The organism is Hyphomonas sp., assembly GCF_018402285.1.
Lineage (GTDB): Bacteria > Pseudomonadota > Alphaproteobacteria > Caulobacterales > Hyphomonadaceae > Hyphomonas.
The window spans coordinates 1,243,735-1,260,972 of sequence record NZ_JAGYJH010000003.1 but is presented as its reverse complement, the minus strand read 5'-3'; the positions used below and the strand labels follow the sequence as shown (position 1 = coordinate 1,260,972).

Here is a 17,238-nt window from a genome sequence, read left to right as displayed (position 1 = left end):
GTGGCAGGTCAGCACCCTTCAGTCTGCTCTAAGCCACGTTCCGACGACGCTGTAAACTGGAAGGCTAATCCTGAATACGCAGTTTACAGCGCCAATCGCTCGGACTTACTACTCCGCACTCAGATCACTTACCCCTGGGTAGGGCATCGTGCTCTCGAAAAGGCGAAGATCGATCGTAGATCCGCTGCCTTCCAGCAGGGTTTTTACTGCATCTTCTCCTTTAGTCATGACGAAGCTGTCATAGATTTCCCTCGTCGCTGTATAAGCGGTATAGCTCAGCGTATTGCCATAGATGCGAACGACTTGGAAAAATTGAGTGTTTTCTGCATAGTTCTTAAGTTCCACACCGTCGGAGGTATAGCCGTCCCAGCGGTCATCCTTGAACGTATACTGCTTGGCACCCGACACAGAGTTGACGAACATCGTCTTGATAAGATCCGTATCACCCATTGCAATACGTTCTGGTGTCTGGGTCGTATCATCCTGAGGTATGAGGCCCCGCGCATAGGTGTGATCATGTCCCTGCAGAACGAGATCGACATTGTGCTTGAGGAAAACCGGCAAAAGGATCTGCCGGCGGTCAGCATTATCCCTTCCGCGGCCTGAGGAGAATATCGGGTGGTGCATCGAGACGATCCGCCAGCGGGCGTCGCTCTCTGACAGGGCCTTGTCCAGCCATTCGGCCTGTTCGTCGATCCGGCCTGCTTGCGTGTCGAGGACGAAGAGATGCAGATCCTTTGTGTAGCGCACGTCATAGACGGTCTCGCGGAGATCGGCGTGGAGTGTTTCTTCGACCGGCAGGGTAAACTGCGGGCGCCACAGGATGGAGAGAATACGGCTTGTCGTATCTTCCGGCAGACCAATGCGATCATACTCGTGATTGCCCGCAACGGGCATCGCCGGGATCATACCGTGGATAAACCCGACAGACTTAAACCACTCGGCCCACTCAAAATCACGCGAAGCGCGGTTCACGAGGTCGCCTGCATGAAGAATGAACCTGGCGTCAGGCGCCGTCTGAAATGCGGCCCGGATCGTCCGCGCCCAATGCGATAGGATACCGTTCTGCGCGTCCCCCACATAGATGAAAGAGATCGGACCATCAACAGGCGCAGTCCGCACCTGATACCATTCACTCCATGCCGAGTCTGCGCCCCGAACGCGGTAAGCATACAGCGTGTCCGGCTCAAGGCCATCAAAGGTAACCGAATGGAAGCGAACGGGCGCAAGCATGCTGTTCCATTCAACTGGAACATCTGCACCAAGTCGTTTCACAGTTGCCAGATCGAGTTCTTCAGATACTGCCGTGCGGCTTTCCGCAGCCAGATCGAAGCGGGCATCAGGTGTTGCCACAGCGATTTCCGCGACAGAGTTTTCAACGTCCGCTGACGTTCTCCAGGTTACCGCAAAGGATGTCGCCGGATCATCCGGGAGCGTAACGACGATCCGGTCGGGCCAAACCGATGATTGTTGCCATGGCGGCGCTGCGTGGCCTTGATGCGCGTTTGCACCGGTAGCGCAGATTATTGAAAGGCTAGCCGAAAGAATAAAGGCTCGGACCCGGATCATCGTACTTCTTCCTTCATGGTAACGAACGTATATGAACGGCAAGTCTGCAAACCGGCCGCCTTGATGCTTAACGGGGCCTTGCCAGACCACTCTGCCCCCCCGCTCAGAAGACCGCCCTCCCAAACGGGTGTAAGCTCCCTCTCGCTAGCGCGCGAGGGAGCTTACGATATCAGAAGTTCAGGCGGAGACCGAGCAGATAGCGCGCCCCGAATTCTTCGTATTCGGAGGTGCGGGCAACGATACCCTCATAACGCACGCCCGGCTCACGAGTGAGGTTGTTTGCCTCGAAATAAACCTGGGCATTGTCGTTGAAGGTATATTCCGTCTTGAAATCCAGGCGCCCGACATCGCTCCAGAAGCCATCACCCAGGACGTCGCCACTCCCGATGCTGTCGATATACTCTGTCTGGTACTGCCAGCTGATCCGGGTCGAGAGGCCGTAGCGCTCGTACGAAAGAGCAGCATTGTAGATCAGATCTGACGAACCGGGCAGCTGAACCTTGCGGCCATCTGGTGTTTCCACTTCCGAATCGTTCAGCGTCAAGTTTCCGCGTACGCCGAAACCACCTGCCCACTCGGGCAGGTTCAACCGGTCAGCAAAAGGCTCAAGGGTCTGGGAAAAGGCAACCTCAGCGCCGGCCAAGTAGCCACTGCCGCCATTGTCGGTCGTCGTGAACACATAGCCGGAGCGATCAATTCCCGGCTCGTTGAGGACATCACTGCCAAAAGCCGGATTGCGAACCGAAAACAGCACGTCGTCCAGAGACTTGTAATAGGCGCCGAATGAAAGGAAGGCGCCCGACGGCAGGTACCATTCGAGATAGCCATCTGCGCCGATCGCCTTTTCCGGAAGCGCGAAGGGGTTGCCCCCGCTGATCGTCTGGTTCTCGTCGGAGACGTTGAAGTTCGGCCGCAGGATGGAGAAATCCGGGCGTGCCGCGCCGCTGTTTGCCGAAAGACGCAGTTTGAGCTGGTCATTGATGTCCCAGTTGACATGCATACTCGGGAAGACCTGAAGGCTATCATCCCCCACATTGGCAAGTTCGAAATTATTGCCGAACCTGACGAGGGCCCGCCCGGTATTTTCAACCCGTTCCACGCGGGCACCCGCGAGAATGTTACCCCAGTCGAAATACGTCGTCGTCATCGCATAACCGGCGATTACATTCTCAGTGACCCTGAAGTTGTTTGTCTCGGATGTATTAGCCTGGACCCGGGACACTCCCTGATCGGCCAGACCGTTCCACAGCTGCCGTATGGCGCTGTCGGAGAAATACCGGAAAGAATAACCGAGTGGCAATTCGCCTTTATACGGATCATTTATCTCAATGTCGGCCCTCGATGGGGCTGCAATGCCGGCAGCAGCCAGCTGGGCTGCAGTGATTTCCAGGGTCTGGCGGGTGTCTTTCTTCGAGCGATCGTCATACTGAACGCCGAACTGGAATTCGGTTGCCCGGTCAAACAGGGTCAGCTCACGGCCGAGATCGAGGCGGGCGCTGTAGGAATAGCTGTCCTGCAGCCGGTCGTTGTTTCGCAGACGAACAAACTCATAGTCCTGAGCGTCGAGGTTGCGCTTCGACTCGCCCTGAGAGAGAGAGCCATCAGGGTTAACGATCGTCTCGAACAGCTCGACGCGGTGATTTTCCGGATCGGTAAAGTCGTAAATCACGGTCGGGCGTCCGGCGAGGGCGTTTGATCCGCGCGGGCTCCTCCAGGCTGACTGGATCGTCGGCCCGCTTTCAGACAGCGAATTGCTATAGTTCAGCCTCCAGGAAGCGTCCCAATCTCCGAACCTCTGCTCACCACCCAACGTATTGGTGAAAATGCTCTGCAGGGTTCTGTTCGAGTTAAGCGTGCTGTCGAGCTCGACTGCGAAGATGCGTCCCTGGAAGGGTGTATTGCCCGTCCGGATGTCGGCATAACCGCGCGTGATCGCAGCCTCGTCGGTGTCCCGCGCCCCATCATCGAGATCAAACTCCATCGCGTTGCGCAGTTCATCATCGGTAAACTCGGTATAGATGGAACTGAAGAAGAAACGATGCGCATCAGAGGGGCGGAAATCGAGCCGGCCGGAATAGGCCGTATTGCTGCGCGTCAGACGATAAAGCTTGTTCTGGTGCGCGTCTGCCCAGGCGCGATCCGCAAAGCCGGCTTCACGGTCTTCAGAATCTTCACCCGTTTCCCAGTCGGTTTCGAAATTGTCGGTGATCATCTCGCGCTCATAGCGCGATGCCGAAAGGAGCAGACCGATGCGGCCATCTGCAAACGTATTGGAGACAAAGCCCCCGATATCATACTGCTCACCGCCGCCGAGCTCATTATATCCGACGGCGGTATTGAGAGCTGCCTTGGGACCGGGATAGTCAAAGGCGCCCCGGGTGATGATGTCGATATTTCCCGCCAGAGACTCGCCCGGCATTGCCGGTGTCACAGCCTTGCGCACGATGACGGAACTGGCGATCGCAGCAGGAACCGTATCGGTCCGCGCAGACTTGCCGCCCGGTGCAATGACATTCACGCCATCAAAGGCGATTGATGTCCAGCGGGACGGCGCGCCCCTGAGGCTGAGCGTGCGCTCCTGTCCCTGGTCGCGTCCGACAGCTACGCCGGGCAGTCTTCCAATGGCAGCCGCGATGTTCTGATCGGGAAAGTTGCCAATCGAGTCAGCGGCCACGACGTTGACGATGGCTTTGGACGAACGTTGAACCTGAAGCGCTGCGGCCTCCGACTCTGCCTGCGGACGTGCGCCGAGCACGATGATGCTCTCCATCACCCGGTCATCTTCACCGGTCGCCCCGAGGACAACGTCGACAAGCGCAGGTTCACCGCCCGTCACCGTGACGCGTGCCTGGCGGGTCGGCCGCCCTAGATAGCTGACTTCCACCGTCTGTTGACCAAGCGGCACCTGACGAAAGGAATAACGTCCTTCAGAGTCGGTAACTGCAACGATGTTGAGGCCTGTGATGCGCACTTCGGCGCCAACGAGGTAGACGCCCCGGACCGCATCCGACACGACGCCGGTTACTTCGCCGGTCGCCTGGAGCGTATCGGCGGCACCGGTCTGAGCTTGAGCAGTCGAACCCACTCCGGAGATCGCGAGAAATGGAGCAATGCTGCCTAGCAACACCGCGCGAAATTTGTTCGTAGTCATACCAAACACCCCTATTGGTTAAGCAAGCATTCTCTTAATCGGGGAGTCGCGAGATAAGTTTGAATTTTACGAAATACTTATGTGACAAAACGTTTGCGTGAATATCGGGTCGGGAGACCGGCCTGGTTCATCCTGAAAATGTCAGCTGAATTATGGTTTCTGTCACTGCCGCGCGAACCTGCGCTGAAAGAAGCCTATACGTTAGATAGAGAGACCTCTCGGCGCGCCAGGAGAACTGTAAGAATCATGACAGGTTTCTCCATTGGCAATCCGCGTGGTTGCTTCTCATTTTCGTTTTCTATCGTATCATCAATGTCACGTTGCTGTGCAAACTACGGACGGCGCGAAAGACGCACGGCACTCTCCGCTATCTTGCGCACAATCCCCATGGGCTGATGCGAATTTAGGACACAAATAATGAGCTCCAAAAGGTTTCCTGTCCGCCCCTTGTCCACTTGGCTGCAGCGTTTACTGATGGCAACGGGTCTGGCCCTTGGAACGCAGCAAGTGGCTGCCAGCGATCCGGCCTTTCGCGTGAGATCTGATCTTCAGGCACCTTTGAATGGAGATACGGGCTGGGCCGGCGAACAGAGTGAAGCAGTTCTTCAGCCTGCAGATCAACCTTTCCGGTTACGGTTTGAAGCAGAGGCGGCTGAAACCAACCCTCAGACATTCCGGCTTCAGGCCCGGCGCAATGGGGAGGTCTGGGAAACGCTTGAAGCGCATGGGTTTCCAAAGCCAGAACGAAAAGTCCACATGACCTTCGAAGATCAGGATCCTGGCGCCCTGGACGGTTGGACCTTGCTGAAGGGGGCATCTGAGGCCCTGACGGTCGTTGCCGCAGGATCCGATGCGATCTTGCGGATCAATGGCAGCAAGGACGGGTTTGCCGCACTTTATCCAAGCCCCTGGCCTTTGACGACATTCAGTTATGCAGTCGAATTTCGCCTAGCGCCCCAAGGATCGCCAGGGTTCGCCATGCTGTTCGCCTATGCCGATTCTGAAAACTATGCCCGCGTGCAGGTTGAACCTGAGCTGATCAAGGTGAGCCAAGTCCAGCAAGGCCAAGAACGCGTCATGGCCGAACGCAAGGTTTTTATCGAACCGGGTATCTGGCTTGAACTGGAAATTCAGCTTGAGGGCGGTTCACTGCAAGTCAGCTTCGATGATGATACGCTGGAATTCATCGTGCCCACAGGGACGGCGCTATGGTCCGGCGATGTTGGGATTTCCGCAGATGCTCTGCATACCGCAGACCTCCGCGAACTTGTTTTGGAAGGAGAGCCAAGGAGCCCTCTCGTCAGCATCGCAGGCACAACCGCCTACGCCGATGCTGACGCTACCACGGATCTGCTTTCGGGATCAAAGTCCGCTTTTGTGCCGGGCTTCGGTTTGTCCTTATCTGAAGATACCCCGCTTTGGGGAGGCAAGTCAGGACACGGAGAATTTGAATGGCCGTTGGTGATCCGGCGCCTTGCAGACGGCGCGCTGATGAATGAGGCGGGTGATAAGTTCGAGTTCCGTATGATCGAGGCCGGGGGTTTGCCGGTGGCTGGCGCGGCAGTTGCGCAGATCGTTCTGACTGTTCCCGACGGCCATCTTGGCGGGACTTTTGTAGAGACACCCGGCCGTATCGGGCCGTGGCAGGCAGGCAATGGTGACCTCTATTTCATCATGGAGCCAAGTGAAACCGACAACCGTTTCATGATGATGAAATCTGCAGATGGCGGAAAGACATGGCGTGAGGTCGATGGTGCCAATCGCCCTGAAACAGGAGATCTGGAGTCAGTGGACAGCCGGCAAGTCGGGGACAGTATCCACATCATCCATCAAGTCACGCATTCTGTGCGCTATCATGTCTTTAATACTTCTGACCATCCTAATGAGCCTGACCGATGGTCAGTCCGCGACGAAGTCGCCGCAACAGCGACGGCTATTGCCCAGATGGCCACTCTCGTGGTTCGGCCGGATGGCAGCCTGGTCACGGTTTTCCTCGCCGACCGTTTGTATATGGCCAGCCGTTCGCCGGACGGCCAATGGGAACCTGCGACAGAGTTGGATCCGGCCGATGAATACGGCAACGCTGGTCCCCAGGCTGTGCTCGGTACAGACGGCGTAGTTCATCTGGCTTACCTTAGGACAGATGGGACTGTCTGGTATCGGCGCGTGGAAGCCGATGGCTCGCTCGGGGCGCGGCAACGTCTTGCCACAGGCGCAGGGACCAGCCGGGCCGAGTACGGAGCCGTTCTGCCTCTGGTCTATGACCCCACAACAGACACGACGATCATCATCTACAGGCTGGAAGACGGTCATTTGTGGGAACGAAGAGTGCGCGGGATGTCACCTGCAACACCTGCAGTGAAAATCAGCGGCCTGCCGGTGATCACGAATGCGGTCGATGCCCAGCAGCCAGCCGCCGATGTCGTTTTGGACGGCAGCGTCTTACATCTGCTATTTATTGATGAACACTCCCGGCAGATATTCGCGACCCATGATGCCGGCGGATGGCAGCCGCCAACCGTCATGGTGGAAGGTATCGAGGGTTCCTGGGTCCGCGGCAACATACTCAATCGTCCAGACGGGCGAAGAGCTTACGGGTACATTTATGATGCGGGTTCCAGGGGTGGATCGGGAATGAACCGTTTCAATGAGATAATCCTCGACCAACAATAGGAGTGGTACGTGCGCGCCGCCGACGGCTAGAAAAGGCGTGGCGATTGAACATTCTTTTTTTTCAGATCTTCGAGAGGAAGGGCGAGCGTTTCCTCAGCCGGGCATGGCACCTGGATCCGGGGCAATTCAGCGCAGCCATCAAAACGATTTCTCTATTCGCAAACATCTCCAAGTATTTGAACAGGCTTTCGAGCTGGCGTTTGGTGTGCAGCTTCTTGAGGGCCTCTTCATCGAGTGGAGGTAACCCTTCGACTTTGTTCGGATCAAACCCCGTTCGAACAAAGCGTTCGCTCAGCTGACGTCTCAGTTCTGCTGGAAGCAAACGAATGCGTTTTGTCCGAATGAACTGCAAGGCAAAGAGCAGCGTCCAGTCGCCCATTTCCTCGACGGTTCGAGCCAGCTTTTTCTCAGTGCGCAACCATTCCACAAGCGACGCAACATGGCTCTAATTCTACCGGCAGCAGGCTCGATAGTGGCCAGTGTCTCTTCGTCGATCCAAAAATCGTTGTAGCGGCGCTTGCCCATGGTGTTGGCATTGGAAGTGGAGAACACGCGGCGGGCAAGCAGGTCGAACACCCGAAGGCGTTCAATAGCCTCCTAGTGGTCGTGCTGGATAAGGAACCCGCGCAGAAAGAGTTTTGGAACATGGTGTTGATGTTGAGCGGACATGGAACGACAGACAGGACGAGTGAGTTCTGCCGTCCGCACTGCGAGGTCGGCAGACCGCCCGCGCCAATTCAAATATTGCCTCGCAGCCTCGATGCTCCCGGCGCAGGGTGAAAACGAGACACGAAAAATTCTAAATGCGGTAACAGCGGGGAAGAGTGTCCCCCAACGTGTCCCGGCTCATTTTGTTCCGGAGCGCGTCTGGATCCATCCAATCAACCTATTGAATTTATTTAAGAAAATGGTGTGCCCAACAGGGTTCGAACCTGTGACCTACTGATTAAAAGTCAGTTGCTCTACCAGCTGAGCTATGGGCACCAAAGACTGGCCGGAACCAATCGAAGCGGCCATTTAGGCCGGGAGTCGGGGCCGGTCAACCGTTCCCTGCACGCAGAGGCTTGATGTGGCCATATTTTTCACATCTCCTCGGCCGATGCGACACCTTGCTTTGCCCCTCCTAGCCGCCCTTGCCCTTTCTGCCTGCGCCAGCGGGGGCCAGACGGGCCAGAATATGGGCGCTGCGGCCGGAAGCGCGGCCGGCCAGACGCGCGACGGGCTGGCCGGGGCGGCATCCGCCCCGCTGGATGATTTCAACCTGCGCCGCCGGGAAATTCCACAGCTTCTGGCGACGCTGAAAGTGCCCTACGGCCCGCCCGGGGAGATGACCTGCGCCGGCATCGAAATGGACGTTGCCGAGCTCGACGCCGTTCTGGGGCTCGACTGGGATTCAGGCCAGCCGGACGAGCGGCTGAATTCCGAAGTGCTGGCGGAGGAAGCCTCCGACGCGGCGCTCGACGCAGTGCGCAATGTCTCCACAGGATGGATCCCTTTCCGGGGCCTCGTTCGCCAGGCGACCGGCGCGGAGAGCCATGAGAAGAAATACAATCAGGCCTTCAAGATCGGCGCGCAGAGACGGGCCTATCTGAAAGGCTATGGCCAGGCGCTGGGGTGCCAGATCCCCGCCCAGCCAGACTTCGAGGCGTTGGAGACCCTGAAATCCGAGAGCAAGATCCAGTACCGCTAGGGGCGCGTCAGCCGGGCGCCTTGGTTTTCGGTTTGGATTTCGTGCTTTCCCAGCGGGCGCTGAGCTGCGCGCGCAGCTGCTCGAAACGGCCTTCGGCGATGGCGGCGCGCATCTCTGCCATCAGGGCCTGAAAGAAGGCGGTGTTGTGCCAGGAGAGCAGCATGGGGCCGAGATATTCGCCGGCCTTGAAAAGGTGATGCAGGTAAGCGCGGGAATAGTCCTGGCTGGCCGGGCAGTTTACGCCTTCCTCCAGCGGGCTCGTGTCTTCGGCAAATTTTGCGTTGTTGAGGTTGAGCGGGCCATCCCAGGTCCAGGCCTGGCCGTGGCGGCCGGAACGGGTGGGCAGGACGCAGTCGAACATGTCGATGCCGCGCGCGACGCTTTCGACGAGGTCGATGGGCTTGCCGACGCCCATGACATAACGGGGCATGTGGTCGGGCAGATGCGGCGTCGTCATGTCGATGCTGGCGCACATCTGGTCATGGCCTTCGCCGACCGCGAGACCGCCAAGCGCGATGCCGCCGAAGCCCTGGCCCGTGACGCCTCTGGCAGAGCGCTCGCGGAGATCTGGAAAGTTTGAGCCCTGAATGATGCCGAAGAGAGTTTGGCGGTCGCGGGCGCCGAAGGCGTCGAGGCTGCGCTCGCCCCATTTGAGGGAGAGCTCAAGGCTCCGCGCTGCCTCTTCATGTGTACACGGAAAATTTGTGCACTCATCAAGCTGCATGGAGATGTCCGCGCCCAGAAGGTCTGCCTGGATCTCGATGGAGCGGGCGGGGGTGAGGCGATGGGCGCTGCCATCGATATGGCTCTGGAAGGTGACGCCGTCTGCGTCCATCTTGCGCAGCTGGGCGAGCGACCAGACCTGAAAGCCGCCGGAGTCGGTCAGCATCGGGCCAGGCCAGCCGGAGAATTTGTGCAGGCCGCCGAGGCGCTGAACCCGCTCGGCGCCGGGGCGGAGCATCAGGTGGTAGGTGTTGCCGAGAATTATGTCGGCCCCTGCCCCTTTGACCTGATCCATATAGAGGGCCTTCACCGTGCCGGCAGTGCCGACGGGCATGAAGGCGGGCGTGCGGATGTCGCCGCGCGGGGTTTTCAGGCGCCCGGTGCGCGCCTTGCCCTCGCGGGCGGAGATTTCGAATGGGAAGGTAGCCATGGGGGGCTCCTATAAGGGAGCGCCCCATGGAAGCCAAGCCGCGCGGGTCACCCCGCCATGAAGACCTGCCAGGCGGCCATCAGCATGCCGAAGGCGCGCATGTCGCCCGTGGTTGTGGGGGCCATCTTGTTCATGGCGTAGGCATAGGTGGCGTGTTGGTCCATGTCGATGACCGCGAGGGACCCGCCATAGCCGCCCCAGAAGAGGGTGTTGGGGTTCGGGAAGTTTGCCACGCCCCCGGGCAGGCCGAAGCCGAGGCCGTAGCGCACCGGGATGCCGAGGATCTTGTCATTGCCTTCGATCTGGAGTTCCAGCGCCTTGCGGCAGCCGGCCTCGGACATGATCTGCTTGCCATTGGCATGGCCACCATTGGCAAGGATGGTGTGGACGAGCGCGACCGAGCGGGCATTGCCTGTGCCGCCGGCGGCCGGAATTTCGGCGGCGCGCCAGGCGCGGCTGCGGGTGTCGAGCGGATTGATCGGCGGGTTGCTGGCCATGTTGGTGATGAGCGGGTCTGCCGTGCCCTGCCCAAGCGTGCCGCTGGCGGGCGGGGGCGTCAGATCAGCGACGCGGTGATCCTCCGTAGCCGGAAGGCCGATGTGGAAATCTGCGCCGAGCGGCCCGGCGATTTCCTTGCGGAAGAGCGTGCCGACGGTTTCGCCCGCCACGCGGCGGATGACTTCGCCGACGAGATAGCCCTGCGTCATGGCGTGGTAGCCCGGCGCGCTGCCAGGTTTCCAGTAGGGTTCCTGCGCGGCCAGCAGGCTGGTGGCCTTTTCCCAGTCGTAGAGGTCTTCACGCACCAGCGGCTCTTTCCAGCCAGAGAGGCCGGCCGAATGGCTCATCAGATGGGCGACGGTGACGTCTGCCTTTCCGGCGGCGGCAAATTCGGGCCAGTATTTCGCCACGGGGTCTTCAAACTTCAGCGCGCCCTTGTCCGCCAGGTAGAGCGCGGTGAGCGCGGTCATCGTCTTGGTGGTGGAGTAGACGTTGACGATGGTGTCCTGCTGCCAGGGCTTGGTCTGAGCCTCGTCCACAAAGCCGCCCCAGATGTCGACGACGGGCTTGCCATCCAGCGTCATGCAGAAGGCGGCGCCGTTTTCCTCGCCATTGATGAAGTTCTGCGCGAAGGCGTTGCGGACGGCGACAAAGCGGGGCTCCACGGTGCCGTGGATTTCGGTCTGGCTCATTGGTTTCCCCCAAAAGGATGTGGCCTGCCTTCACGGGCAGGTCTGTTTCGGGGATTGGGGTAAGCCAGCTGTGGATACCTGGCAAGGCTGACGCCGGGGCGGTCAGAAGTCGATGCTGGCGCCGGCGAGTTCGGGGAGCTGGAGGACGATGACCAGATCGCGCAGCTCCTGGCGGGCGGCCTTGTGGCTCATCGTGAAGGCGACGTTGGAGCCCGCTTCAGTGAGGTCCAGCAGGGTAAGGCCGGCGGGGAAGAGCTCGCGGTAGATGACGCGCTCGGAAAGACCGGGGGCCAGGCGGAAGCCGATACGCTTGGAGAGATTTTCCAGCGCGCCGCCGACGCGTTCCTTGTTGCGGGCGGCCAGAGGCGACATGCGGTTTCGCATCACCACCCAGTCAATCGGGCGGCGGCTCGTCTGAGCCTTCTTCTTGCGGCAGTCCCAGACCATTTCGGAATAGAAGCTGGGGCGCAGGACTTCGAGGGTCTGGGGGTTCACGTCGCCCAGCAGGTCGAAGTCGACGAAGCTGTCATTGAGGGGGGTGATGAGGGTGTCGGCGCTGCGATGGGCGGCGCGCGAGAGGAAGGTATCGCCGCCGGGGGCGTCGATAAGGATGAAGTCGCAGGTCTGCTTCAGTCGGGCGAGGCCGGCCTGGAAGCGCTGGCTTTCCTCGGCCTCGGCGCGGTCAAGGTCGCGCTCCTGGCTGGCCTCGACGCGGACGATTTCCGGCATGACGAGCGTGGCGCCGGTGTTCTGGGCCCACCGGACTCGGTTTTCGAGATAGCGGGTCAGCGAGCGCTGGCGGACATCGAGATCGATGACACCGACCTTCCTGCCGGTGCGCAGGAGGGCGACGGACAGGTGGATGGAGACGGTGGACTTGCCCGCCCCGCCCTTTTCATTGCCGATGACAATAACGCGCGCGTCCCGCGCAGGGGCCTCCAGGCCCGCACCCGGAACGCGGCTGAGATGAGCGACGCCGTCAGCGGGCATCCAGGGAACTCCACAACTCCTCCGGCAACAAGCCTTCGGTCAAACTATTCCGGCGTAGGTCAGGCGACGCGCTGCAGGGCTTCGACAGACTGCGGGTGATGGTGGCCGGCACCGGCCCGCGGCAGAGCGAAGGTATGTTCGACAAAGAGATCGTCGTCCTCGAAGGGAACCACGTTGGTGAGAACCGGGATGAGCGCGCGCGCCTCGTCGAAGAGCATCGGATCGGTGGCCAGCGGCGCGTCATAGGGCGCGGCATAAGCCATCTCGCCGGCTTCTGGAACGCGGGCAAGGCTGGACAGGACGCCGCGAAGCGCCGAAAGAGCGCCGGACACGCGGGAATATTCCTGCTCCAGCATGTAGGCACCGGAGGAAAGATTGGTCTCGGACCGGTCGAACAACCAGGCATCATTCTCTTCATCCGGGCGAAGGGCGCCGAGGATGGGTTCAGGATGCCTTTCTTCGATGTTCGCCTTGCGCAGGCCAAGCGAGACAGCACCGAAAAGTGCGAGCGAGCGGAGAGTGGTTACGATGCGCTGGGTCATGTCTGTAAAATTCCCCCGTCTGGGTTAACAACACATTAACTTCATCTTGAAGCAGGGCATCTGAAAAGTGAATTCGACGACAGAAAACCGGGTCGAAATAATCCGTACCCGAAACGAACTGCAGGCCTGTGTGCGGGCCTGGAAACAGACCGGTGAAACCGTGGGTTTCGTCCCCACCATGGGGGCCCTGCATGAGGGGCACCTCTCCCTCATTGAAAAAGCTCAGGAAAAGGTAACACGCACCGTAGCGAGTATTTTCGTTAACCCGGCGCAGTTCGCCCCGGGCGAGGATTTCGACACCTATCCGCGCCGCGAGGCCGAAGACATTGCCAAGCTGGCCAGCGCGAAATGTGACGCTGTTTATCTTCCCAGTGTTGCAGAAATGTATCCCGAAGGATCAGTGACCAATGTGCGGGTCGAATCGCTGTCGGACCTGCTCGACGGGATTTACCGGCCGCACTTCTTCTACGGGGTGGCGACCGTGGTGGCCCGCCTCTTCCTGCATGCGCAGCCGGACCTGGCCGTGTTCGGGGAAAAAGATTACCAGCAGCTGCAGGTGATCCGCCGGATGGTGCAGGACCTCGGCTTTCCCATCGAGATCATCGGCGGAGAAACGAAGCGGGATGCGGACGGGCTCGCCCAGTCTTCCCGCAATCTTTATCTTTCCCCGGAGGAACGGCGCGCGGCCGGCGCGATCTTTGCAGCAATGCACCGGGCCTCGGTTCGGATGTCACTCGGTACCCTGCCCTCAGAGGCGCTTAAGGAAGCAGAAGGGCATATCCTGACTGCCGGATTCCGGAAGCTGGATTATGTCACGCTCGTGGACCCGGCGACGCTGCAGGCCCTGCCCCTGGGTGAGCCTTTGAAAGAAGGCACGCAAGCGCGCCTGCTGGCGGCGGCGTGGATCGGCAAGACGCGGCTGATTGATAATATCAGCGTGACGCGGTGAAGGCCTGCATGGCGTCCAGGAAACGCTGATTGTCCGCTTCGCTGCCCACCGAAATGCGCAGCCTGGTGGGCAGGCCATAACCGCTGATCGCGCGTACGAGGATGTCGTTATCCCTGAGATGCTGGTTGGCGTCGGCCGCCCTTTGGGCGGACCCGAACTCGGTGACGATGAAGTTTGCGTGCGAAGGCGGCGTCGGCAGGCCCATGGCATTTAGGGCGTCCGTCATGACGGCGCGCCATCTGGTGTTGTGATCCCGGGACATCCTGAGGAAGTCTTCATCGCCGACGCAGGCGATACCGGCAGCGGCGGCAATGCTGCTGACATTGAAGGGCCCGCGAATGCGCTGGTAGATCGCGGCGATGGCGGCGGGCATGTAGGCCCAACCAAGGCGCATAGCGGCCAGGCCATAGATCTTGGAAAAGGTGCGCATCATCACGGTGTTGTCGCGCCGGTCGACGAGGTCGCGCAGTTCGGCCTCATAGGCCGGGCCGAGATACTCCGAATAGGCGCCATCGACCACGAAGAGGACCTGCGGAGGCAGCGCGTCCTGCAGCGTCCGGAGCTCTTCCCCCGTGAGCATGGTGCCCGTCGGATTGTTGGGATTGGCGAGGAAAAGGAGCTTCGTGCGCGGGGAAACCGCGCCGAGGATGGCATTGACGCCGGCGGTCATCTCCGTTTCCGGGGCGACGACAGATATGGCGCCATGGGCACCGGCCGAGACGCGGTACATGGAGAATGCGTGTTCGGTGAAGACCACTTCGTCGCCGGGGCCTGCATAGCATTGGGTGAGCAGGTGGATGATCTCGTCGGACCCGGCCGAGGTGACGACGCGGGAAACATCTGCAATGCCTTTGGCGGCGGCGATGGCGGCGCGCAGCTGGCCATAATCGGGATCGGGATAGACGTGGACATCCGCGGCGGCGGCGCGGGCGGCCTGGACCGCTTTCGGGCTTGGCCCGAACGGGTTTTCATTCGAGGCAAGCATCGCAACCGGTCCCCTGGCGCCATGCAGCTTGCCGCCCGGAACATAGGGCTTGGTGGCAGCAATGTGCGGGAGGGGTGCGATCTGGCTGATGGGCTTGGTCATGGACAGGGCGCTTACACGAAAGCCGGGGCGCAGGGAACGGGGGCTCAGGCCTCCGGCGGCGCGGTGGTTTCACGCACCACGAGACGGTATGGCAGGCAGGCCTTGCCGGGGCCGTCGGTGCTGCGCTTTTCCAGCAGCATGCTCACGGCAACCGAGGCCATCTCCCGGCTGGGCTGGTAGATTGTGGTCAGCGCCGGATAGACAACCGAGGCGAGCGGCGTGTCGTCAAAGCCGGTCACCGAGAGCTGCTCGGGCACACGCAGGCCGGACCGGAAGGCCACGGCCAGCACGGCGGCGGCCATATCATCATTGCTGGCAAAGATCGCCGTCGGCCGGGGCGTGCGCGCGAGGAGATCGGCGGCGGCGCGCAGGCCGGATTCAAATTCAAACGTGCCGCGCGTAATCAGGGACTCCTCGACCGGGATCCCTGCGGCGGCAAGGCTCGCGCGGTAGCCTGCCTCGCGCAGTCGGGCCTGGGGATGGCTCTGGGTGCCGGCAATGAAACCGATGCGGCGATGGCCCAGCGTGAAGAGATGATCCATGAGCTCGCGCGCAGCCGCCTCGTCATCCATGGTGATGTGACCAACCTCGCCTTCGGCTTCGGTATGCGAGAGGCGGACAAAGGGCGTGTCAGCTTCGATCAGGCGGGCGATCAGGGCGCGGTCTTCGGTGAGCGGCGGGGTGAGGACGACACCGGCGAGCGCTGCGCCGCCGCGCGGCAGCACAGACCCTTCCGGGCCCTCCTGAAGATGCTCGAACGCGATGGAGAACCCTTCGGCATTACCGCGCTGGAGCGCGCCGATCTGGATTTCACCGATATAGTTGCGGGACGGGTTTGAATAGAAGACGCCGATCAGACGACTCTGGCCCGCACGCAGGCTGCGGGCATGCTGGTTGGCGCGGTAACCGAGGCGGGCCACTGCCTCCATGACACGCTGACGGGTTTCGGCGCGCACATTGGGCTCTCCGTTCAGCACGCGGCTGACTGTCTTGAAGGAAACGCCGGCTTCGCGGGCTACGTCGATGATCGTGGCCGGGCGCCTGTCATTCGTGTCGATGGTATCCCCCTCAGGCTATGCCACGGCCTGTCAACCGGACTTTGCGATCATAGGACGCCACTTCGCTCTCACGCAATGCCAGGCGCAGCGGGCGCGACAATCGGGATTAGGGCCGGGAGGCGGCCGCGCCGGGGAAAATGTGGACATTGGAGAACACGTCGCGGGGGTGGACGAACTGTTCCCGGAACCACATGGCGTCGTCCTGCTCGAACCGTTTGCGGATCCAGTCGACAAAGGGCTGACCTTCCTGCCGCCGCCGGAAACGCTCTGTGTAGACGATCCAGAACTGGATCGGGGCGATTTCCGGGAGATCCAGCGGGACGATCCGGTTGTCCACGGCCGCGACGAAGGACGGCAGGATGGCAACGCCGCCGCCTGCTGCGCACGACTGGATCAGCGCCGTGCCGGAATTGGAGATGAAAGCGTAATCGATCATCCGTTTCAGTTCGGACACTTTCGGCGCCCAGCGTTCCACCTGGTTCACATAGGCAGAATGCATCAGGCAGCGATACTTGTAGTATTCGAAGAGGCTGTCTGGCGGCTTGCGCTCGCGGAAATAGTCCTTTGCCGCAAAGCCGATATAATGCTGCACGCCCAGCCTGTGGGCGAGGAGTTCATGGCTCTTTGGCTCAACGAAATGGATGGCGATGTCCGCGTCGCCATTGGTGACGTCAGCAGCCTCGTCATTGACGGTCATCCGGATCTGGATGCGCGGGTGCTCGTTCTGGAATTCGTGCAGGCGGGCGGCAAGCCAGTAAGGGCCGATCCCGTCACCGGTCGCAATGACGATCCGGCCTTCCACCGGGGCGCGCTGGGCGCCAGCCTCATCGCGCAGGGTGTTGGCGGCCTCTGCCATCTGGTGGGCATGGCGAAGCACGACCTTGCCGGCTTCGGTGAGCTCGACGCCGCGGGTGGAGCGGATGAACAGCTGGGCGCCAAGCGAGGCTTCAAGATCGTCGATCTTGCGGCTGATGGTCGGAGGGGATTCGCCAAGGCGGGCGGCGGCGCCGCTCATGCTGCCGAGCTCCGCCACAACGCGGAAGACGCGCAACGTGTCCCAGTCGAGCCGTTCAGTGTTCATGCACCGCACCTTAGCCATTTCCTGATACTGAAAACAGACTCAGCCGATAGCGCGCTGCCAATCGCCCTGCAATTGATTTAGTCAGCTATGACCAAAGACCTAGGG

At 60.6% G+C, this 17,238-nt stretch carries 13 protein-coding genes and 1 tRNA gene; 3 read left to right on the top strand and 11 right to left on the bottom strand.

Going from position 1 to position 17,238, the window contains the following annotated elements:
• Positions 1–108 precede the first annotated feature (108 nt).
• Positions 109–1,569 carry a metallophosphoesterase family protein gene (locus KG722_RS08725; RefSeq protein WP_213271343.1) on the bottom strand — a complete coding sequence of 487 codons (1,461 nt, stop codon included), beginning with the start codon at positions 1,567–1,569 and terminating at the stop codon, positions 109–111.
• Between the two features lie 169 nt (positions 1,570–1,738).
• Entirely contained in the window at positions 1,739–4,720 is a 2,982-nt protein-coding gene (locus tag KG722_RS08720; RefSeq protein WP_213271342.1) for a TonB-dependent receptor, read from the bottom strand.
• Positions 4,721–5,137: 417 nt separating this feature from the next.
• On the opposite strand from KG722_RS08720, the gene KG722_RS08715 reads away from it, so the two are divergent.
• Positions 5,138–7,393 carry a hypothetical protein gene (locus KG722_RS08715; protein WP_213271341.1) on the top strand — a complete coding sequence of 752 codons (2,256 nt, stop codon included), beginning with the start codon at positions 5,138–5,140 and terminating at the stop codon, positions 7,391–7,393.
• A gap of 61 nt (positions 7,394–7,454) precedes the next feature.
• Here KG722_RS08715 and KG722_RS08710 read toward each other — a convergent pair whose 3' ends face one another.
• Positions 7,455–7,811 carry a hypothetical protein gene (locus KG722_RS08710; protein WP_213271340.1) on the bottom strand — a complete coding sequence of 119 codons (357 nt, stop codon included), beginning with the start codon at positions 7,809–7,811 and terminating at the stop codon, positions 7,455–7,457.
• 490 nt (positions 7,812–8,301) lie between these two features.
• Positions 8,302–8,377, bottom strand: a tRNA-Lys gene (locus KG722_RS08705).
• A gap of 130 nt (positions 8,378–8,507) precedes the next feature.
• Here KG722_RS08705 and KG722_RS08700 point away from each other — a divergent pair.
• Positions 8,508–9,083, top strand: coding sequence for a hypothetical protein (locus KG722_RS08700; RefSeq protein ID WP_213271339.1), 576 nt, complete (start codon positions 8,508–8,510; stop codon positions 9,081–9,083).
• 7 nt (positions 9,084–9,090) lie between these two features.
• Here the strand turns inward: KG722_RS08700 and tgt are convergent, their stop codons facing one another.
• From tgt to KG722_RS08680, 4 genes are all read right to left on the bottom strand, one after another.
• The gene (tgt, locus tag KG722_RS08695; protein ID WP_213271338.1) at positions 9,091–10,236 is read right to left on the bottom strand and encodes a tRNA guanosine(34) transglycosylase Tgt; all 1,146 of its coding nucleotides are present in this window, start codon (positions 10,234–10,236) and stop codon (positions 9,091–9,093) included.
• Positions 10,237–10,283: 47 nt separating this feature from the next.
• The gene (locus tag KG722_RS08690; protein ID WP_213271337.1) at positions 10,284–11,426 is read right to left on the bottom strand and encodes a serine hydrolase domain-containing protein; all 1,143 of its coding nucleotides are present in this window, start codon (positions 11,424–11,426) and stop codon (positions 10,284–10,286) included.
• 102 nt (positions 11,427–11,528) lie between these two features.
• Entirely contained in the window at positions 11,529–12,416 is an 888-nt protein-coding gene (locus KG722_RS08685) for a division plane positioning ATPase MipZ (protein WP_300998323.1), read from the bottom strand.
• 59 nt (positions 12,417–12,475) lie between these two features.
• Positions 12,476–12,958, bottom strand: a complete 483-nt coding sequence (locus KG722_RS08680; RefSeq protein ID WP_213271336.1) for a hypothetical protein — start codon at positions 12,956–12,958, stop codon at positions 12,476–12,478.
• Positions 12,959–13,025: 67 nt separating this feature from the next.
• Here KG722_RS08680 and panC point away from each other — a divergent pair, with 67 nt between their 5' ends.
• Positions 13,026–13,907 carry a pantoate--beta-alanine ligase gene (gene panC, locus KG722_RS08675; RefSeq protein ID WP_213271335.1) on the top strand — a complete coding sequence of 294 codons (882 nt, stop codon included), beginning with the start codon at positions 13,026–13,028 and terminating at the stop codon, positions 13,905–13,907.
• On the opposite strand, the gene hisC is transcribed toward panC, so the two are convergent.
• From hisC to KG722_RS08660, 3 genes are all read right to left on the bottom strand, one after another.
• Positions 13,891–14,994 (bottom strand): histidinol-phosphate transaminase, encoded by a 1,104-nt coding sequence (hisC, locus tag KG722_RS08670; protein ID WP_213271334.1) that lies wholly within the window; start codon positions 14,992–14,994, stop codon positions 13,891–13,893. The genes panC and hisC overlap by 17 nt on opposite strands.
• A gap of 44 nt (positions 14,995–15,038) precedes the next feature.
• Entirely contained in the window at positions 15,039–16,019 is a 981-nt protein-coding gene (locus KG722_RS08665) for a LacI family DNA-binding transcriptional regulator (protein ID WP_366910227.1), read from the bottom strand.
• A 139-nt stretch (positions 16,020–16,158) separates the two neighbouring features.
• Entirely contained in the window at positions 16,159–17,133 is a 975-nt protein-coding gene (locus KG722_RS08660) for a LysR family transcriptional regulator (protein ID WP_213271332.1), read from the bottom strand.
• Between the last annotated feature and the right edge of the window lie 105 nt (positions 17,134–17,238).

Excerpts from the sequence above, each read along its gene's own strand:
- KG722_RS08685 (WP_300998323.1), bottom strand. The coding sequence starts at position 12,416 with ATGCCCGCTGACGGCGTCGCTCATCTCAGCCGCGTTCCGGGTGCGGGC.
- hisC (WP_213271334.1), bottom strand. The coding sequence starts at position 14,994 with ATGACCAAGCCCATCAGCCAGATCGCACCCCTCCCGCACATTGCTGCC.
- KG722_RS08720 (WP_213271342.1), bottom strand. The coding sequence starts at position 4,720 with ATGACTACGAACAAATTTCGCGCGGTGTTGCTAGGCAGCATTGCTCCA.
- tgt (WP_213271338.1), bottom strand. The coding sequence starts at position 10,236 with ATGGCTACCTTCCCATTCGAAATCTCCGCCCGCGAGGGCAAGGCGCGC.
- KG722_RS08715 (WP_213271341.1), top strand. The coding sequence starts at position 5,138 with ATGAGCTCCAAAAGGTTTCCTGTCCGCCCCTTGTCCACTTGGCTGCAG.
- KG722_RS08660 (WP_213271332.1), bottom strand. The coding sequence starts at position 17,133 with ATGAACACTGAACGGCTCGACTGGGACACGTTGCGCGTCTTCCGCGTT.
- KG722_RS08690 (WP_213271337.1), bottom strand. The coding sequence starts at position 11,426 with ATGAGCCAGACCGAAATCCACGGCACCGTGGAGCCCCGCTTTGTCGCC.
- KG722_RS08680 (WP_213271336.1), bottom strand. The coding sequence starts at position 12,958 with ATGACCCAGCGCATCGTAACCACTCTCCGCTCGCTCGCACTTTTCGGT.
- KG722_RS08725 (WP_213271343.1), bottom strand. The coding sequence starts at position 1,569 with ATGATCCGGGTCCGAGCCTTTATTCTTTCGGCTAGCCTTTCAATAATC.